The sequence below is a fragment of the Shigella sp. SIG3 genome (genome assembly GCF_053555855.1).
In genome coordinates, this window is record NZ_JBQZXE010000077.1 from 1 (window position 1) to 17,467 (window position 17,467).

The 17,467-nt window shown below is 51.6% G+C and carries 16 protein-coding genes; 3 read left to right on the forward strand and 13 right to left on the reverse strand.

Translation table 11 applies throughout. From position 1 onward, the window contains the following. The 5 genes from hpaH to hpaG form a co-directional block, all read right to left on the reverse strand. A partial coding sequence (hpaH, locus tag ACUU1I_RS13855; protein WP_449144845.1) for a 2-oxo-hept-4-ene-1,7-dioate hydratase occupies positions 1 to 791 on the reverse strand: 791 nt, incomplete at its 3' end. A 67-nt stretch (positions 792 to 858) separates the two neighbouring features. Beyond that, complete coding sequence (locus tag ACUU1I_RS13860; RefSeq protein ID WP_001119868.1) at positions 859 to 1,239, reverse strand: 5-carboxymethyl-2-hydroxymuconate Delta-isomerase; 381 nt, start codon at positions 1,237 to 1,239, stop codon at positions 859 to 861. A 9-nt stretch (positions 1,240 to 1,248) separates the two neighbouring features. Then, positions 1,249 to 2,100, reverse strand: a complete 852-nt coding sequence (gene hpaD, locus ACUU1I_RS13865; RefSeq protein WP_000516996.1) for a 3,4-dihydroxyphenylacetate 2,3-dioxygenase — start codon at positions 2,098 to 2,100, stop codon at positions 1,249 to 1,251. A 1-nt stretch (position 2,101) separates the two neighbouring features. Continuing rightward, positions 2,102 to 3,568, reverse strand: coding sequence for a 5-carboxymethyl-2-hydroxymuconate semialdehyde dehydrogenase (gene hpaE / locus ACUU1I_RS13870; RefSeq protein WP_000757500.1), 1,467 nt, complete (start codon positions 3,566 to 3,568; stop codon positions 2,102 to 2,104). Continuing rightward, on the reverse strand, positions 3,565 to 4,854 hold the full coding sequence (hpaG, locus tag ACUU1I_RS13875) for a 4-hydroxyphenylacetate degradation bifunctional isomerase/decarboxylase (protein ID WP_000679098.1): 1,290 nt from the start codon (positions 4,852 to 4,854) through the stop codon (positions 3,565 to 3,567). Before hpaG ends, hpaE begins: the two co-directional genes overlap by 4 nt. A 271-nt stretch (positions 4,855 to 5,125) precedes the next feature. Here hpaG and hpaR point away from each other — a divergent pair, with 271 nt between their 5' ends. Beyond that, positions 5,126 to 5,572, forward strand: coding sequence for a homoprotocatechuate degradation operon regulator HpaR (gene hpaR, locus ACUU1I_RS13880; RefSeq protein ID WP_000543916.1), 447 nt, complete (start codon positions 5,126 to 5,128; stop codon positions 5,570 to 5,572). 118 nt (positions 5,573 to 5,690) lie between these two features. Then, positions 5,691 to 7,355 carry a methyl-accepting chemotaxis protein gene (gene tsr / locus ACUU1I_RS13885; protein ID WP_000919576.1) on the forward strand — a complete coding sequence of 555 codons (1,665 nt, stop codon included), beginning with the start codon at positions 5,691 to 5,693 and terminating at the stop codon, positions 7,353 to 7,355. Positions 7,356 to 7,403: 48 nt separating this feature from the next. Here the strand turns inward: tsr and ACUU1I_RS13890 are convergent, their stop codons facing one another. Both ACUU1I_RS13890 and ACUU1I_RS13895 read right to left on the reverse strand, forming a co-directional pair. Next, complete coding sequence (locus ACUU1I_RS13890) at positions 7,404 to 8,765, reverse strand: MFS transporter (RefSeq protein WP_000410138.1); 1,362 nt, start codon at positions 8,763 to 8,765, stop codon at positions 7,404 to 7,406. A gap of 213 nt (positions 8,766 to 8,978) precedes the next feature. Continuing rightward, the gene (locus ACUU1I_RS13895; protein ID WP_000091582.1) at positions 8,979 to 9,893 is read right to left on the reverse strand and encodes a GntR family transcriptional regulator; all 915 of its coding nucleotides are present in this window, start codon (positions 9,891 to 9,893) and stop codon (positions 8,979 to 8,981) included. 138 nt (positions 9,894 to 10,031) lie between these two features. Between ACUU1I_RS13895 and lgoD the strand changes: the two genes are divergently transcribed. After that, on the forward strand, positions 10,032 to 11,054 hold the full coding sequence (lgoD, locus tag ACUU1I_RS13900) for an L-galactonate oxidoreductase (RefSeq protein WP_000106033.1): 1,023 nt from the start codon (positions 10,032 to 10,034) through the stop codon (positions 11,052 to 11,054). Positions 11,055 to 11,191: 137 nt separating this feature from the next. Here the strand turns inward: lgoD and opgB are convergent, their stop codons facing one another. The 6 genes from opgB to ACUU1I_RS13930 form a co-directional block, all read right to left on the reverse strand. Beyond that, the gene (gene opgB, locus ACUU1I_RS13905) at positions 11,192 to 13,483 is read right to left on the reverse strand and encodes a phosphatidylglycerol--membrane-oligosaccharide glycerophosphotransferase (protein WP_001292683.1); all 2,292 of its coding nucleotides are present in this window, start codon (positions 13,481 to 13,483) and stop codon (positions 11,192 to 11,194) included. 253 nt (positions 13,484 to 13,736) lie between these two features. Further along, positions 13,737 to 14,231 carry a DUF2501 domain-containing protein YjjA gene (gene yjjA, locus ACUU1I_RS13910; RefSeq protein WP_077248833.1) on the reverse strand — a complete coding sequence of 165 codons (495 nt, stop codon included), beginning with the start codon at positions 14,229 to 14,231 and terminating at the stop codon, positions 13,737 to 13,739. A 48-nt stretch (positions 14,232 to 14,279) separates the two neighbouring features. Next, on the reverse strand, positions 14,280 to 15,017 hold the full coding sequence (gene dnaC / locus ACUU1I_RS13915) for a DNA replication protein DnaC (RefSeq protein WP_000799919.1): 738 nt from the start codon (positions 15,015 to 15,017) through the stop codon (positions 14,280 to 14,282). A gap of 2 nt (positions 15,018 to 15,019) precedes the next feature. Then, positions 15,020 to 15,559 (reverse strand): primosomal protein DnaT, encoded by a 540-nt coding sequence (gene dnaT / locus ACUU1I_RS13920; RefSeq protein ID WP_000098822.1) that lies wholly within the window; start codon positions 15,557 to 15,559, stop codon positions 15,020 to 15,022. Positions 15,560 to 15,665: 106 nt separating this feature from the next. Further along, a complete protein-coding gene (locus ACUU1I_RS13925; RefSeq protein ID WP_000538192.1) occupies positions 15,666 to 16,139 on the reverse strand; it encodes a threonine/serine exporter in 474 nt (157 codons plus the stop codon). After that, positions 16,130 to 16,900, reverse strand: coding sequence for a threonine/serine exporter family protein (locus tag ACUU1I_RS13930; RefSeq protein ID WP_001338213.1), 771 nt, complete (start codon positions 16,898 to 16,900; stop codon positions 16,130 to 16,132). The genes ACUU1I_RS13925 and ACUU1I_RS13930 overlap by 10 nt, the downstream gene beginning before the upstream one ends. Positions 16,901 to 17,467 lie beyond the last annotated feature (567 nt).

A 17,467-nucleotide genomic window follows, 5' to 3' on the forward strand; every position in this document is an offset into this window, starting at 1 on the left:
CAGCTAATGGAGCCCATGTTGCCGTAATCGACGTGGAAGGTGTCGCCCTTACGCGCCGGAACCGGGCGGGTGAACGAACCACCGAGAATGATTTGCCCGGCTTCCAGTTGTACGTCATACGGTGCGAGTTTGTTCGCCAGCCAGGCCACGCCGTTTGCCGGATGATTCAGCACACCAGCGGCGACGCCGGTTTCTTCAATCACGCCATTGCGATACATCAGGGCGGAGATCCAACGCAGATCCAGTTCGTCTGGTTTGATCGGATGACCTCCGAGGATCACTCCGGCGTTGGCGGCGTTATCGGAAATGGTGTCGAATACTTTGCGCGGGCGCTGGGTTTCCGGATCGATGTTGTGGCAGCGAGCGTCGATCAGCTCCAGCGCCGGGATCACATAGTCCGTGGCGTTGTAAACGTCGAACAGCGTGCAGTTTGGCCCACGCAGCGGTTTTGCCAGCACAAAAGCCAGCTCCACTTCAATGCGCGGCACGATAAAGCGATCGGTCGGGATATCGCTGCCATCGTGGAAGAACATGTCGTCCAGCAGTGCACCGTAATCCGGTTCGCTGATCTGCGAGCTTGCCTGCATCGCTTTCGAGGTCAGACCGATTTTGTGGCCTTTCAGCGTGCGACCTTCGGCGATTTTCAGGCGAACCCATTCGCGCTGCACGGCGTAGGCGTCTTCGATGGTGATCTCCGGGTAATCCAGCGAGATCGCGCGGATCTGTTCGCGCTGTTTTTCTGCCTGATCCAGACGCTGGGCGATCAGGGTGTGGGTGTGTTTATCGAACATAGCGATATCCTGTGGCATTGCCGGATGCGGCAGCGCCTTATCATCCGGCCTGGAAGCTGGTGCAAATTTATTTAAACAACGCGTGTACGTTGTTCTGTTTGAAATTCAACGTCGGGTGCAGCTCTGCAATCTCAAATGAAAGCGCTAGGTAACGGCTCTCCATCAGTGAGGCGAAGTGCGTTTTAATCAGATCAAACAGCATTTCGCCCACTTCCTGACGGCTTTCCAGACTGCGTCCGCTGCCGATTTTTAGCGTCATATGCACAAAGGCGTAATCGTGCTTGCCATCAGCCATTTGCCAGGTATCGATCCAGTGCGCCCGGCTACGTATTCCCCCAAGCGGAAAAATCCCCGTTGCCGCCAGTGCAGTGTTAACACTGGCAAACAGCTCAGGTAAGCGGGCTTCTTCACGAATATTTTCAGTACATTCCACGATAAAGTGCGGCATAAAACGTCCTTACGCGGGCAGCGGGAAAACAGCGTTAACCTGACCGGTGCCAGAGCTTGGGAACAGCTCGGTAATAAACTCCACCTTGCCGTCGTATTTATCCCAGCCGAGCATCCCCAGCAGCATCACCGTGTCGTGCATATTGCCTTCGCCGTAGCAGTAGTCGGCGTACTCCGGCAGCATATTGCAAAACTCTTTGAACTGGCCTTCGCGCCACAGCTTCACCACACGCTCGTCCATCTGGCGGTCGAACTCGCGGGTGTAGCTGTTCATCCCTTCTTCCGCACGCTGATCGTCAATAAAGCGGTGCGATAACGAACCGCTGGCAAGGACCGCCACGGTGCCGTCGTACTGTTCGATCGCTTTCAGAATCGCTTCGCCCAGCTTGCGGCTGTCGGCAAAATCGTGAACCGTGCAGAAAGCCGAAATGGAGACCACTTTGAAGTGCTTGTCTTCATTCATGTAGCGCATCGGTACCAGCGTGCCGTATTCCAGTTTCAGGCTGGGAATATTGTGCGCTTTTGCCCGCACGCCGAGCTTTAAGGCTTCCTCGGCAATTAGCTGCCCCAACTCCGGGTTGCCCTCGTAGTTGTAGGTCATGTCGCGAATAAAATGCGGCAGCTCGTTGCTGGTGTAGACGCCTTCAAAATGGTCTGCACAGTTGATGTGATAAGCACTGTTGACCAGCCAGTGAGTATCGAAAACGATAATGGTATCGACGCCCATTTCCCGGCAACGCTTGCTGATCTCTTTATGCCCGTCGATCGCACCCTGGCGACAACCGTGGTTTTTTCCTGGTAGTTCAGAGAGATACATCGACGGTACGTGCGTGATCTTGGCGGCTAACGCTAACTTACCCATATCAGACTCCCCATTTCGGAATTGGATGGTCGCCCATGGAAATGCAGACGTTCTTCATTTCCGCGAACACTTCGAAGCTGTACTCACCGCCTTCACGCCCGGTGCCGGAGGCTTTTACGCCGCCAAATGGCTGGTGCAGGTCGCGCACGTTCTGGGTGTTGACGAACACCATGCCTGCTTCAATGCCACGCGCCAGGCGTAACACTTTGCTGACATCCTGTGTCCAGATGTACGACGCGAGGCCGTACTCCACGTCGTTTGCCAGGCGTAAGCCTTCGGCTTCGTCTTTAAACGGCAGCAGGCAGGCGACCGGCCCGAAAATCTCTTCCTGGGCAACGCGCATACGGTTATCTACGTCCGCCAGCACCGTTGGGCGCAGGAAGTTGCCGCCTTTCAGGTGCGCAGGCAGGTCGGACAGTTTATCCGGGCCGCCCGCCAACAGGGTTGCGCCTTCTTCAATGCCGAGACGGATATAGCCGGAGACTTTTTCCCAGTGTTGCTGACTGATAAGCGCCCTAACCTGGGTATTCGGATCGTTCGGATCGTCCACGCGCAGACGGTTGGCGCGTTCGGCAAAGCGTTTAACGAATTCTGGATAGATGCTCTGTTGAATAAAGATGCGCGAACCGGCGGTGCAGCGTTCGCCGTTGATTGAGAAGATGGTGAACAGGGCGGCGTCCAGCGCACGCTCAATATCGGCATCTTCAAAAATCAGCACCGGTGATTTACCGCCCAGCTCCATGGAGTATTTTTTCAGCCCGGCGTTTTTCATGATGTTGCGCTCGGTGGCGGTACCGCCGGTGAACGACACGGCACGCACGTCATGATGACGGACCAGCGCATCGCCTGCGGTTGCGCCGTAGCCCTGTACCACGTTTAGCACGCCCGCCGGAATACCAGCTTCCAGCGCCAGCTCACCCAAGCGGTTGGCGGTCAGCGGGGAGAGTTCCGACATCTTCAGCACCGCGGTATTGCCCAGCGCCAGACACGGCGCGACCTTCCAGGTGGCGGTCATAAACGGCACGTTCCACGGCGACACCAGCGCACAAACGCCTACCGGTTGCACCAGCGTGTAGTTGAGCATCTTGTCGTCAACCGGATAGGTCTTGCCGTTCATCTGCTGGCAGACTTCCGCGAAAAATTCAAAGTTGTGAGAAGCGCGTGGGATCAACACATTTTTGGTCTGATGGATCGGCAGGCCCGTGTCCGCGGTTTCCATCGCGGCGATCTCAGGCACGTTCTGGTCGATCAGATCGCCCAGACGGCGCATCAGGCGCGCACGCTCTTTCATCGGCAGATCAGCCCATTTCGGGAACGCCTCTTTCGCTGCCGCTACCGCCTGATTGATCTCCGCTTCACCGCCAGAGGCCACATCCGCCAGCACTTCACCCGTTGCCGGATTGGTAGTCTGGAAGTAGTCGTTACCTGCAACATTTTTGCCGTTGATCCAATGATTTACTTTTTTCATTTCGCTGTTTCCTCACTCACAATTCGGTTCACCAGGCGGCCCACGCCTTCTACTTCCACCACTACTTCATCGCCAGGCACCACGTCAGATAAGCCTTTTGGTGTGCCGGTGGCGATCATGTCGCCCGGATTCAGGGTCATAAATTCGCTTAAGTAGGCGATCAGGAAGGGCACGCTGAAGATCAGATCGGCGGTGGTGCCTTGCTGGCGTAACTCGCCGTTGACGAAGGTGCGAAGGGTCAGATTATGCGGGTCCGGGATCGCCTCTTTCGGCACGATGGTTGAAAGCATCGGCGTCAGTCCGTCGCGGCTTTTGACCCGCAGGTTAGGGCGGTAGTAGTTTTCCAGATAGTCGCGAATGGCGTAGTCGTTACACACGGTGTAGCCCGCGACATAATCCATGGCATCGGCTTCGCTGACGTTACGCGCCTGCTTGCCAATAACTACCACCAGCTCCGCTTCGTAGTGCATGTATTCAATATTGTTCGGGCGCACGGAGGTCTGGTTGTCGCCAGTGAGGGTATTCGGCGCTTTCAGGAACACCTGCGGCTCTTCCGGTGGCTTAAATTCCAGTTCGCTGGCGTGGTCGGCGTAGTTCAGGCCGAGGGCAAACAGCGTACCGTGCGGGTGTGGCAGCGTTGGGAAGCTCTTGCGCGTGGTCACTTCACGTTCGTCCACTACCGGATTTTCCAGCGGCGGGAAACCTTCTGCGAGAACACGCACGCGATCGCTTGGCTGTATTTCCACGCGCGCCTGTGGCGTGCCGAGCAGAATAGCATCGCCTGGATTCAGCGTGGCAAATTCGCTCAGGGCGCTCAGCAGCTGTGCGGCGTTACGTTGTAAATCGGCGGTATTCCAGTGATCGGCAGGACGCCCGTTGATCTCGGTATAGATAGTCAGATTATCGACATTGCTGAGAGCCACGGTTTCGCCAATGGGGCAGAATCCATCACGACATTTTGCTTTGATTGCCGGACGGTAAAAGCTCTCTTCCGGCAGGCTGACGTCGTTAGCCAGCGCATATCCGGCGATGTACTCTGCCGCATCTTCTTCACGTACTTTCGTCGCCGTTTTCCCCACAATCAGCGCAACAGTCGCACCGCTCAGTACTTTTTCACCCTGTGGAAAGGGAATCGGTTCACCGCAACCAATCACCGTATTGCGCGGTTTAATAAACCAGACCGCAGTTTTAGGCGGGGCTTTGTAGGGAGATTGCTGGAACGCTTCCTGCCAGGCATCAAGTTGGCTGCGATGGTTCAACGCTACGGCGAAGATAGTGCCTTTCATTACCACTCCTCGGATTCGATCATCTTAATCATTAATATGTTAATGATTACTTTTATTCCCGATTGCGTAGTTTGGCAAAAGTAAGTGATATAAATGTGATCTAATTAACAAACTATTTACATTTAAAGATAATAAAATATTAAATATCAGTAAGTTAATAAAATATCATCAATTTTGATAAAATGAAGAATTGCGGGGGCAGCTCAGTCCCGGTAACGTGATGATTAATTGTTTCTATATTAATGATTTTGAATTTTTCAGGGGAAAGATAATGCACGACTCACTAACCATTGCGTTGCTCCAGGCGCGAGAAGCGGCGATGAGTTATTTTCGCCCAATCGTTAAACGGCATAATTTGACTGAGCAACAGTGGCGCATCGTGCGTATTCTGGCGGAAAGCCCATCAATGGATTTTCACGATCTGGCGTATCGCGCCTGCATTTTGCGCCCAAGCCTGACCGGGATCCTCACGCGGATGGAACGCGACGGTTTAGTGTTGCGATTAAAGCCGATCAATGATCAGCGGAAGCTCTATATCTCGCTGACCAAAGAGGGGCAGGCGCTGTATAACCGCGCTCAGACACAGATTGAAGAAGCCTATCGGCAGATTGAAGCTCAGTTTACTGCCGAGAAAATGCAACAGTTAACCCATCTGTTAGAGGAATTTATTGCTCTGGGCAATTCCCGACAAGAAGACATCCCGGGCGATAATGAATAACTTTTTAGTATCTGATAACCAGCGCCTGGTTTTTCCATGGATGGCGGGTTACACCTTTTCATAAAGTTTTTGCTTTCCAGGCCGAAAATCTTGCATCGGTCCACAGGAAAGAGAAACCATGTTAAAACGTATCAAGATCGTGACCAGCTTACTGCTGGTTTTGGCCGTTTTTGGCCTTTTACAACTGACATCAGGCGGTCTGTTTTTTAATGCCTTAAAGAATGACAAAGAAAATTTCACTGTTTTACAAACCATTCGCCAGCAGCAATCCACGCTGAATGGCAGCTGGGTCGCGTTGTTGCAGACGCGTAACACCCTCAACCGCGCGGGTATCCGCTACATGATGGATCAGAATAATATTGGTAGCGGTTCAACCGTTGCTGAGCTGATGCAGAGTGCCAGTATTTCGCTGAAACAGGCGGAAAAAAACTGGGCGGATTACGAAGCGTTGCCGCGTGACCCGCGTCAGAGCACCGCCGCAGCGGCAGAGATCAAACGTAATTACGATATTTATCACAATGCGCTGGCGGAGCTGATCCAACTGTTAGGTGCAGGCAAAATCAACGAGTTCTTTGATCAGCCGACCCAGGGATATCAGGACGGTTTCGAGAAGCAGTATGTGGCTTACATGGAGCAAAACGATCGGCTCTATGATATCGCCGTCAGCGATAACAATGCCTCCTACAGCCAGGCGATGTGGATTCTGGTGGGCGTGATGATCGTCGTACTGGCGGTCATCTTCGCCGTCTGGTTCGGTATTAAAGCCTCGCTGGTAGCGCCAATGAATCGCCTGATTGACAGCATTCGTCATATTGCAGGCGGCGATCTGGTGAAACCGATTGAGGTGGATGGCTCTAATGAGATGGGGCAACTGGCAGAGAGTTTGCGCCATATGCAGGGAGAGCTGATGCGTACCGTCGGTGATGTGCGCAACGGGGCCAATGCCATCTATAGCGGTGCCAGCGAAATCGCTACCGGCAATAATGATCTCTCTTCGCGCACCGAGCAACAGGCCGCTTCGCTGGAAGAGACGGCAGCCAGCATGGAGCAACTGACCGCAACGGTGAAACAGAACGCCGAGAATGCGCGCCAGGCCAGCCATCTGGCATTAAGTGCTTCTGAAACGGCGCAACGCGGCGGCAAAGTGGTAGATAACGTGGTGCAGACTATGCGCGATATCTCCACCAGTTCGCAGAAAATCGCCGATATTATCAGCGTAATTGACGGCATTACCTTCCAGACCAATATTCTGGCTTTGAACGCGGCGGTTGAAGCAGCGCGTGCGGGTGAGCAAGGACGTGGTTTTGCGGTGGTTGCGGGAGAAGTGCGTAATCTGGCCCAGCGTAGCGCCCAGGCGGCTCGTGAAATTAAAAGCCTGATTGAAGACTCGGTGGGGAAAGTGGATGTTGGCTCTACGCTGGTCGAAAGCGCCGGGGAAACAATGGCGGAGATTGTCAGTGCTGTGACCCGCGTGACGGACATTATGGGCGAAATAGCTTCTGCTTCTGATGAGCAGAGCCGTGGTATCGATCAGGTTGGCTTAGCGGTTGCTGAGATGGACCGGGTAACTCAACAGAACGCCGCGCTGGTGGAAGAATCTGCCGCTGCCGCCGCCGCGCTGGAAGAGCAGGCCAGTCGCCTGACCGAAGCTGTGGCAGTGTTCCGGATTCAGCAACAGCAGCAACAGCAGCGTGAAACATCGGCTGTGGTAAAAACCGTGACGCCAGCTACGCCGCGTAAAATGGCAGTGGCAGATAGCGGGGAGAACTGGGAAACGTTTTAATCGCCATAAAAATGCCCGATAAGCAAAATGTTATCGGGCATAGGGAGTTTAATCTTTACGCGGGTCGTTGATCGGCTGGCGAACCAGGAAGATGTACGCCAGTGCTCCCGCTGCGGTGACGCAACCGCAAATGATTAGTGCCAGACGGAATGAGTGGGTTGTATCAACAATAAAACCAGTAATGATCGGCGCGAAAGAGGCGCAGATGAAGCTGGCAAAGTTCTGGATACTGCCCACCGACGCAGTCATGCGAGAAGCAACTGCGACGTGGATCAAGCCCCAGCAGGATGTTCCGGCAAAGTGAATACAGAACAGTGCCATGCCAATCAGCAGAACCGCCATCATGGATGTTGTCGCTTGTGGTACTATCAGCGTAAAGGCGGCAGAACAGAACATCCCGGTAATAATGCAGATCTTACGGCTTTTAATCGGAGCCATTCCCCCTTTGACCAGCCAGTCAGTAACGTAACCGTTGACCAGCATCCCGGCAGCCCCAAACAGGAAAGGGATAGCCGCCATCAACCCTGTGCTTTTTAAATCCAGGTTATAGGCTGTTTGCAGGTAACCAGGAAGCCAGGCCAGATACAGCCACGCAGTGTAGTTGATGCCACTGAATCCGAGCATCATTCCCCACATTGTGCGGTTACGGAACAGGCTGCGCCATTCGGCAAAATTGAGCGGATCTCGGCGGGCATTGACGCTACCTGCATTGAGATAAGCTTGTTCAACGGCAGTCAGTTCTACGTGCTCGCGGTTGCGATAGAGCATATACCAGCCGATGGCGAGAAAAATCCCCAGTACACCAATGGTAATAAACATCCCGCGCCAGCCCATCACCAGCATCATTGCCGCCAGAATCGGTGGGCTTACCGCAACGCCAATGGTAGAAGCTGCGTTGAAGAAGCCCATCGGGCGTCCGCGCTCTTTGATGTTGAACCAGTCGTTAATGACTTTTACACCGCATGGGTTCATCGGCGCTTCACCAATCCCCATACCGATACGCACCAACACGAACTGCGTAAAGCTGTGCACCATGCCAGACATGGCCTGGAACAGTGACCAGAAGAACATCCCCAGTCCCAGCATCAGGCGTGGGCCTTTACGATCCAATAGTGGGCCGCAAGGAAGTTGCGCAATGCCGTAAGCGAGTGAAAACACGGAGAGCAAAGCGCCGATTTCGGTGGCACTTAATCCCAATTCTTCACGAATCGTTAAATTTGCTACCGACAGCGAACTGCGGTCGAGATAATTGATTACCGCCGCAAAAAATAATAACAACATGGCGGTGGTTTGAATGCGTTTAATTCGGGTACTGCGTTGAACTAATCCATCTGGTGGCACGGGAATATCTGCCGACGAAGATGGAGTAAATGAAGAACGCGGATCGAGGGTGATATTTTCTTTTTCCACGCCGAACTCCTGTATTTATAATTTTAATTGTTTACGTAATTGTGCATTACGCAAGGTTGACATTAACGGCAGGTTAAAGTTTTAGGACTTTATTACCGCTCACAAAAACATTTTTAGTCGACTGATTGTGAGCATAGGTAAGCGGGAATTTCCGGTATTTATCTTTTGATAAAACCGTGCACCCGCTAATAGTTTGCTGTTTTTAATCCGTACTTAATGAGCATAACGCGTGTTCTCATTAATGGATCGAATCATTGATTGTTTAGCTGAATTCAAATGGTTACGGAGCGCAAGGGTGGCATCAAGGTCACTGCGGCAAATCAGAGCGCTGAGAATGGTCATATGTTCATCGACGGCAATGATATTGCGCTGTTTAAGATCGCTTTCGTCCCATTGATAGTGAAAATGAAAGATGACTGAGATGATCTCAAGCGATTGATCAAAAAAGATATTGTCGGCAGCTGAAAGCAGTAAGGAGTGAAAATCTCTGTCAAGTTGCGAGAACATGCGAAAGCTATTGCCGATGTTGTCACGCAGTAGCCGATGACGTTCTAGCATGGTTTTCGCCTGCAGCCAGCGGGGATCATGATCAGGCAGGTTGAGAAAGTGCTGAAGTGAATGTGTTTCGAGCATTTCGCGTAGCTCAAACAGCTGCTCGGCGTAGGATTGATCGAATTGCTTCATGCTCCACTGGCCGCGCTTTTCGCTTTGAATAAGATTATAACGGCCGAATTTTAAAAGATATTCTCTTACAACCACCGGGCTGACACCCGCGGCCCGAGCCAGTTGCAGTTCAGAAAAAGTTTCCCTAGGGCGTAACTGACGCTGGTTTATCATCGTGAAAAAAGCCTGCTCAAACACTTTGTTTTGTTCACTCATTGAAGCGGTAGTACAGGCGAAACCGTCATCATGGTCAGGTTTACGCGCAATAACATAGTCGTTTCCAACCTGCGTTAAGATGCCGCATTCGCGTAATTGGCTGAGAATATGACGCACTGTAGTGCGGCTGATGTTGTACATTTCCGCCAGCGCACTTTGCGATGGAAGTGGGGAAGGGATATGACCCCGCGCCATATCATCAATGACCTGGTTAATCACATTGTGGCGTAAATTTTGTGAACGACTCATATTTTCCTCCTTGTGAGTCCATTAAAACCCGATTTAAAACATTTTTATGCGTGTGTTTTCACAAAACAGATTTTCCGTTCCGCTGCCATTTTTCATTTTCATTGATATCTAAGGCAACAAAAAATGGAGAGCCGAATCATGTCTACGATGAATGTTTTAATTTGCCAGCAGCCGAAAGAATTAGTCTGGAAACAACGCGAGATACCTATTCCGGGTGACAATGAAGCATTAATAAAAATTAAGTCTGTCGGGATTTGCGGTACCGATATTCATGCCTGGGGTGGAAATCAACCATTTTTTAGTTATCCACGGGTTTTAGGCCATGAAATATGTGGGGAGATTGTTGGGCTGGGTAAAAATATTGCTGATCTTAAAAATGGTCAGCAAGTTGCTGTGATCCCTTATGTTGCCTGTCAGCAATGCCCGGCGTGTAAAAGCGGGCGTACCAACTGCTGTGAAAAAATTTCAGTCATTGGCGTGCATCAGGATGGCGGTTTTAGTGAGTATTTGAGCGTGCCGGTGGCGAACATTTTGCCCGCAGACGGTATTGACCCGCAGGCGGCCGCATTGATTGAACCTTTCGCTATTAGCGCTCATGCGGTGCGTCGCGCAGCCATTGCTCCCGGCGAGCAGGTGCTGGTGGTCGGGGCGGGGCCAATCGGTCTGGGCGCGGCGGCAATCGCTAAAGCCGATGGCGCACAGGTGGTGGTGGCGGATACCAGTCCGGCGCGCCGTGAACATGTGGCAACGCGTCTGGAGTTGCCCGTGCTGGACCCGTCAGCCGAAGATTTTGACGCGCAGCTGCGGGCGCAGTTTGGTGGTTCGCTGGCGCAGAAAGTGATCGACGCGACAGGTAATCAACATGCGATGAATAATACCGTGAATCTGATTCGTCACGGCGGCACGGTGGTATTTGTCGGTCTGTTTAAAGGTGAGTTGCAGTTCTCCGATCCGGAATTCCATAAAAAAGAAACGACGATGATGGGCAGCCGCAACGCCACGCCGGAAGATTTCGCTAAAGTCGGTCGACTGATGGCGGAAGGGAAAATCACTGCCGACATGATGTTAACCCATCGCTATCCGTTCGCCACGCTGGCAGAAACCTACGAGCGCGATGTGATTAACAATCGTGAGTTGATTAAGGGTGTAATTACTTTCTGATAAGGCGAGATTATTAAAGTTGCCATGCAGCGTCCGGGGAAGTGTTGGGCGCTGTTTTTTTTGTTTCTTAATAATGTGTTGTAAGCCGGAGAAGGCGTGTAGGTCGCACCCTATGCGACCTACACATCAGTCAGGAATTACCCTTCACGTTCTACCACTTTAATTTCCACCATGCCGATCCCGAGCTTACGCGGCGAGTGTCCGAGGATATTCCCTTCGTTGGTTGAGACAGGTTCCGGCGGCACAATTACCAGTGTGTCGGCATCGGTTGGGTTATCGAAATGCAGTGTGGTGGTGGTCACTTCATTGCCCAGCACAAGAGTTTGTTCTTCATTGCCTACGCGTACCGGAATAGGACGGCTGGCGTTATTGCCGTATGCTTTGGCGGTAATCACCAGGTCAAATTTCTTCGGCAGCGGATGCTTGTACTCGATTTTTACTTCATCGCCCAGCTGCGCGTTGGACCAGCGGCCCCACGACTCCGGACGGGAAATCCCGCTAAACTGTTTCACCTCTTCTGGCGCACCGGCGACGTTAAAGATGAAACTGTCGGCTTTGTAGCGAATATCGTTATCAACAATCTTCAGCGTATCGACATTGCCTTTGTAACGCGCCATGTCGATGACCGTATCTTTAAATGCCGTCTTGCTCTTCCATGTTGTTTTGTCAACATGCTGAACAATTTGCTGACCGCCAAGCTGCCCCTGCGAGACACACCAGTCGGTGGAAAGTGCCAGTTCCGGAGCCCAGAGTTGTGCCATCTTGTAGCAACTGTCAACCCAGACGAAATTGTCGCGTGGAGCGAAATCGGCCAGCTGGAAACGCAGCGGTGCTGAGTATTCGCTTTCCGGCAGCGGTTCCACGCGTTTGTCTGAAACCCGCAACAGCAGCGGCAAACGGAAATGGCTACCCGAGAAGGCAATCATGTTTTTCTGCTGGTCGATGGTGAACTCTTTCATCTCTTTAGGGAATTTCCACAGGCGGATGATATCTGGCTTCCACGCCAATGTTTTCTCTTTGATATTGAGGAAGATTTCCGACATCGACTGCCCGGATAAACTGCTACGACCAAGTCCGAGATAGTTATCGCCACCGAGAATGTCCAGCACCGTCGCGCCGTTATCCATCGTGTTACGCTTCACTGCCAGCGTCTTTTGCTGCGGCTTGTCGCCACGAATGACAAAAAACAGGTTATTGCGATCCTGCTTATTGAGGTATTTCCACGCCGTGTTGTTCATCGCTAAATGGTCAGAAGAGACGACGATGACAGTATCTTTAAACCACGGTGACGCTTTGATTTTGTTGATAAACGTCGCGATATTCTCCTGGCTGCAACTTACCGCGCTGAATGACTGATTCGGCTTACCGTCAAAATCATATTTTTTGCGGTTACAGGTGCGCGAGATAAAACCATCCGGGTGATGGGTATCGACTGTCAGGGTAAACAGTGAGAATCGCTGACCTGAGCGGGAAAGCTCTTCAAACTTTTTCCACGCTTCATCGAGAACGGTATCGTCGTAGAATCCCCAGTCGTTGCGATAGTGCGGGTCGGCTACCACGCTTTTCAGCTCTTCTGAGCCGTATAAGTGGTCGAAGCCGTGCGATTTCAGGAACACATCTTTACCGGCAAAACGCAGATTTGCGCCCTGCACGAAATAGTTCTGATAACCCGAGTTTTTCAGGATATCGCCCAGACAGATGTTCTGCGGGAAGAAGCTGGAGACAGAGGCGGAGGCGTTGCCTTCAAAGGGGGCGAACAGCGGTATGCCGCACTGAGAAGCCACCATGCCCGCAATCGTGTAATCCGTTCCTGGCAGCTGCTGCGTGTGGCTGAAATCCAGGCCTTCATTTTTCAACGCGCCCAGTTCAGGCGTGAGATCCGGGAAAGCTTCGTTATCAAAATAGGTCCGCTCGAGACTTTCGCCGTAGATATAAACCAGGTTGAGTTTCGGGTCAGGGATAGTTTTCGACGGCTCTTTATAATAAGCCGCAAAGTCCGGGTCGCCATCGCGTGACTGGGATTTCACCAGTTCCGTTATCTGACGAAATGCCGGGCTGGCGTCCACCGAACCCAGCGCCAGTAAGAGCGCCAGCAGGCTGTAACCAAAATGGTGCGGATGATGACGACGACGGCGCAGGATCCAGCCCAGCGCACCGAACACCGCCGTCAGCCCCAGCACAATGCCGATACCCGGCAGGATGTATTTGCTGACGCCAGCACCGGTCAGGCTGTTGGTTAAGGTATAGAGAACCGCGTCGTTAATACCATCGCCAGTAAAATAGTCGCTGGCAAACAGGGTGATATTTAAAACGACAAATAGCCCCAGCACCGTTAACGTGGCTGCAAACCACCAGGTGTTACGTCCCGCTTTCCATGCGTAAATCAGCACAGAGGCGAGAAAAAGGGCGAAAGAGAGTAGTTCTGACAACGGGCGATCCTCACTAAACCGGGCCGTTTAGCCAACGTTTAAGCTTTTTGAGAAGCACAATGTAATGGCGTCGCCATATTGCTGCAATTCTAGTGTCAAAAAAATGCGATGTTGTTAGGAATTAGTTTATAAACAGACTTTTTTGATCGCGGTCGCTTCCCGTGTAACAGGGGGAAAACCGTCCAGGAGCAGGGAAAAGGGCAGGAGAGAGCCGCGTCAGCCGGGTAACAGCTAAAACGCGGCGTTTCGCGGTTCAGGAAATGAAGTTCAGCCCCTGCTTTAACACCAGATCGCAGGCTTTGGTTTTCACCTTTTCTGCCAGCGGAGTCGTTCCGATGTTATCCAGATTTAGTTGCTGACCATCTTTTGTTTTCAGCAAACCCTGAATACCGTCCAGATAGTTGGTGTCTTCTTTTTGCTCTTCACTGTTCAGGCCCAGCTTTTCCAGCACCTGGTTCTTGATGTTTTCGGCATCGGTTACCGAAGCCAGCTTTTGCTTCGCGCAGTATTGCAGAATGCCTGCGGCATTGTTCATGTTATCTGCGCTTAAGGCCTGGTTTCCGCTGCTAAGCAAGTTAGTTAATGACGCGAGCGACCAACCGCCTTCCTGTGTCGTGCTGTTTTGGTTGCCAAGTTCGCTGGCGGCGCTGGAGAGCGCATCTTTCCAGGACGCAGCATGCACCCCGGTGGAAATTAATGCGCTGGCGGCAATGGCACAGCACAGAAGATGTTTAATAGTTTTCATCATCATTACTCAAGGTGGAATTGTGTCGCAGTATACCGCCAGAAACGGGGATTAATACTCTTTACCCGTTACCCGGCTACGGTAGCTATCCCAGTTGAAGATCACCCATAAACTGTTACCCAGGCGCATACGGTCCATCACGCGTTCGCCCAGCAACTTGGTCATCTCTTCCATATTACTGTTGGTCAGCATCCCGGTTGGGCGTTTGGAAGAAGAGCGGCGATCGACGATCTGGTTGATGATCACTTTTTCGTATTTCGATTCGGTCTGCACGCCGATCTCATCGATCACCAGCAGATCAACGTTGCTCAGATCGTTAAGCAGTTGTTCTTCGCTGGTACCGCTATTCCTGAAGGTATCTTTCATCGCCGACATAATATCGGCCACGGTGATGATCAATACGGATTTACCGCGTAGCAGCAGCTCGTTGCAGATTGCCGCCGCCAGATGGTTTTTGCCGGTTCCTGGCTTACCAGAAAAGATGAAGCTGGCGATGTTGCCGTCAAACTCTTCGACATACTGGCGCGCTTTGCTTAACGCATTCATCTGCCCTTCACACTCAACGCGATAGTTCTCAAAGGAGCAGTTCTGATGCAGTGGACGAATACCGGAGCGGTTAAAGGTGCGCTGCATTTTCATCGCCCGATTTTCACGTTCGAGAGCGGCGGAGCGGATCACCCCTTGTTCTTTCTGCCAGGCCAGTAGCTCTTCACCCGTTTTGAATGCAGGTTTGATATGGGCAGGCATCATTTTTTGCAGGCGTTGCATCAGGTCGCCAACGTTTTTCATCGTTACCCTCTGAATCCTGGTGGAATTTGGCTGTCAGGTTCACTGACCGTATTCACATCTCGTTTCGGCAGTCCGCCGTTGCTGGCACGACCGATTTGCAGGCTGCGCGCCAGTTTTTGTTGCCACTGCACATGGTGAAAGACTTTACCTTCCGCCTGCCAGTAGGCAATGAATGAGGCCAGTTCTTCGGTGGTCACCGGCTCTCTTAGCGCCACGCCCCATAGCGCCGCCAGGCGGATAAAATCGGCATCGGGTTGCCAGTCCGGATACATGGCGAATTTCCCCATGGGTACAGCAACGGGAGCGGCTTGCGGTTCCTGATAGAGTTGATCGTCCAGAGCGACATCGCTTACCGGACGCGCTAGCTTTTCTTCCAGCGCCAGCAGTTCAGCCAGGCGTGCAGGCGTGACGGCATAAAACGCCGGGGCATTGTTAGCAAATACGGCAACCACACCGCCTTCAGCTTTTGCCAGAACGGTTTGGTGATCGTGTACCAGGGCGTCAATACCAACGACGTCCGGGGTCAAAACTCTGGAAGACATACTGTTTCTCAAATATGGAACGATGAACGAGAAGGGAGATAACTTTTATAGTAACACACGGAGGAGAGGAGGCTGTCTCTCATCCGTGTGCTTAAGCGAGGCAATTTTATACGCGAGGGCGCTTGCGGTACAACCATAATCCAGGAATGGAAAGACCGATGGATAACGCACCAACAATCGATGAAGCTGTAAGAAAGTTGGTTAACAGGGTAATCATCAACGGTTCGCTGTAACCTAACTGGCTGATTTTTACCGACGAAATCATTGCGGTATAAGCCGATATGCCCGGGAACATAGGGATAACGGCCGCCACGGTAAACACTTTCGGATGCGCCAGATACCAGCGCGACCATTGAATACCAATGGTACCGACCAGCATAGAAGCCATAAAGGTTGACCACTCAATATTCAACCCGCTGGTCATCAAGATCATTCGGGAACCATGACCTATCGAGCCAAGCAGCGCACACCAGCGTAACGCCCGCACGGGAACGTTGAACACCATCGCAAAGCCGACCGCAGGAATGGCGGCGAGGATCATATCCTGCGCCAACGCTAACAGAAATTCGATCACACCCATCCGCGTAGACCCCAAATCGTCAGTGCCATCACTACGCCGACGCAGGTAGCCAGTGTCAGCAGACTGGCGATCGCCCAGCGTGCCAGTCCGGTATTGATGTGGCCTTTAAACATATCGGCGACGGCATTAATCAACGGAAAGCCCGGCACTAGCAGCAGAACGCTGGCGGCCATCGCAATGGTGGGGGTATTGCTGAAAGTGGGGAGTTGCAAAAGCAATCCGGAAATGGTGGTGGCGGCGAAAGCGGTAAGGCAAAAGTTGATCTGTGGATGAAGATGACGTTGTGCCAGCAGCTGGCGGATATACATCGCGGTCGTACTGGCAAAGAAGGTGATGACGGCACCATCCCAGCCACCGTTATTGAGTTTACAGAAACAGGCGCAAGAAAGGCCAACCATTAAGGCTACCAGCCATCTTGGGTAACGTAATGGTTGAATTTGGCTAAATCGTTTCTCTACGCCTTTGTAATCCAGCAGATGATGCTCCGCAAGAATCACAATGTGCTGGACTTCAGTCACCACATGCATATTAATGCCGCGATCGTGATTTTTACGTGTCGATGTCAGGCATTGCCCATCTTTAATAGTTGTCAGCACTATGGCGTTCGAAGAGATAGAACTTTCGACGCTGTCCATTCCCAGCGCCCGACCCAGTCGTGAGGAAAGCTCATCAACCAACGCGCTTTCCGCACCATGTTGCAAAAGAAATAATCCACACTGGATACAAAGCCGCGTTACGGCTCGCTGTTGCTCAGTTTGCATAACTCGCCCTTTGTCATAGACGTGCTGCGTATTGTTCAGATAATGAGAATCCATTTGTATCATGAAGCACGGTTGTTTTGCGGTAGGTTAAGATCAAAATTGCGCTGATTAATCCTGGTTATTGGGACAAGCTCGGTGATAAAAAGCGAATTATCTCTCGCCGCAAACAAACTATCACATGAATATTATCACTATAATGAATTTATTGTTTAGCCTTTACGGGTCAGGATAATAGATAGCTGGGCGCGTTTTTTAGTGTTAACAAGTTAAAATCATCAGATTTTATTGAATAAATATTGATTGTGTGATTCCCGCATTCTGCGGGAAGAGATATCATTTAATTATAAATTAAATGAATGAGATTTCTGTTTTTCATTAAGTATTTCTAACAACTTAATGTAGATATTTTAAATGTCTCCAGGCTATTTCACCAGGTTATCATTTGATGCTAACCTTCTGACACATGCAGTGGAGTTGTTGTGCAGCAGGAGTATGCTGATATGAAAGTGAATGCTAAGGATAATTTATTCGCTTAATCTATTAATTTGCTGGAAACATTTAAGGAAT

What these genes read in the sequence shown, in the direction of transcription:
- ACUU1I_RS13860 (WP_001119868.1), bottom strand. Translation starts at nt 1,239, where the DNA reads ATGCCGCACTTTATCGTGGAATGTACTGAAAATATTCGTGAAGAAGCC.
- hpaD (WP_000516996.1), bottom strand. Translation starts at nt 2,100, where the DNA reads ATGGGTAAGTTAGCGTTAGCCGCCAAGATCACGCACGTACCGTCGATG.
- hpaE (WP_000757500.1), bottom strand. Translation starts at nt 3,568, where the DNA reads ATGAAAAAAGTAAATCATTGGATCAACGGCAAAAATGTTGCAGGTAAC.
- hpaG (WP_000679098.1), bottom strand. Translation starts at nt 4,854, where the DNA reads ATGAAAGGCACTATCTTCGCCGTAGCGTTGAACCATCGCAGCCAACTT.
- hpaR (WP_000543916.1), top strand. Translation starts at nt 5,126, where the DNA reads ATGCACGACTCACTAACCATTGCGTTGCTCCAGGCGCGAGAAGCGGCG.
- tsr (WP_000919576.1), top strand. Translation starts at nt 5,691, where the DNA reads ATGTTAAAACGTATCAAGATCGTGACCAGCTTACTGCTGGTTTTGGCC.
- ACUU1I_RS13895 (WP_000091582.1), bottom strand. Translation starts at nt 9,893, where the DNA reads ATGAGTCGTTCACAAAATTTACGCCACAATGTGATTAACCAGGTCATT.
- lgoD (WP_000106033.1), top strand. Translation starts at nt 10,032, where the DNA reads ATGTCTACGATGAATGTTTTAATTTGCCAGCAGCCGAAAGAATTAGTC.
- yjjA (WP_077248833.1), bottom strand. Translation starts at nt 14,231, where the DNA reads ATGATGAAAACTATTAAACATCTTCTGTGCTGTGCCATTGCCGCCAGC.
- dnaC (WP_000799919.1), bottom strand. Translation starts at nt 15,017, where the DNA reads ATGAAAAACGTTGGCGACCTGATGCAACGCCTGCAAAAAATGATGCCT.
- dnaT (WP_000098822.1), bottom strand. Translation starts at nt 15,559, where the DNA reads ATGTCTTCCAGAGTTTTGACCCCGGACGTCGTTGGTATTGACGCCCTG.
- ACUU1I_RS13925 (WP_000538192.1), bottom strand. Translation starts at nt 16,139, where the DNA reads ATGGGTGTGATCGAATTTCTGTTAGCGTTGGCGCAGGATATGATCCTC.
- ACUU1I_RS13930 (WP_001338213.1), bottom strand. Translation starts at nt 16,900, where the DNA reads ATGCAAACTGAGCAACAGCGAGCCGTAACGCGGCTTTGTATCCAGTGT.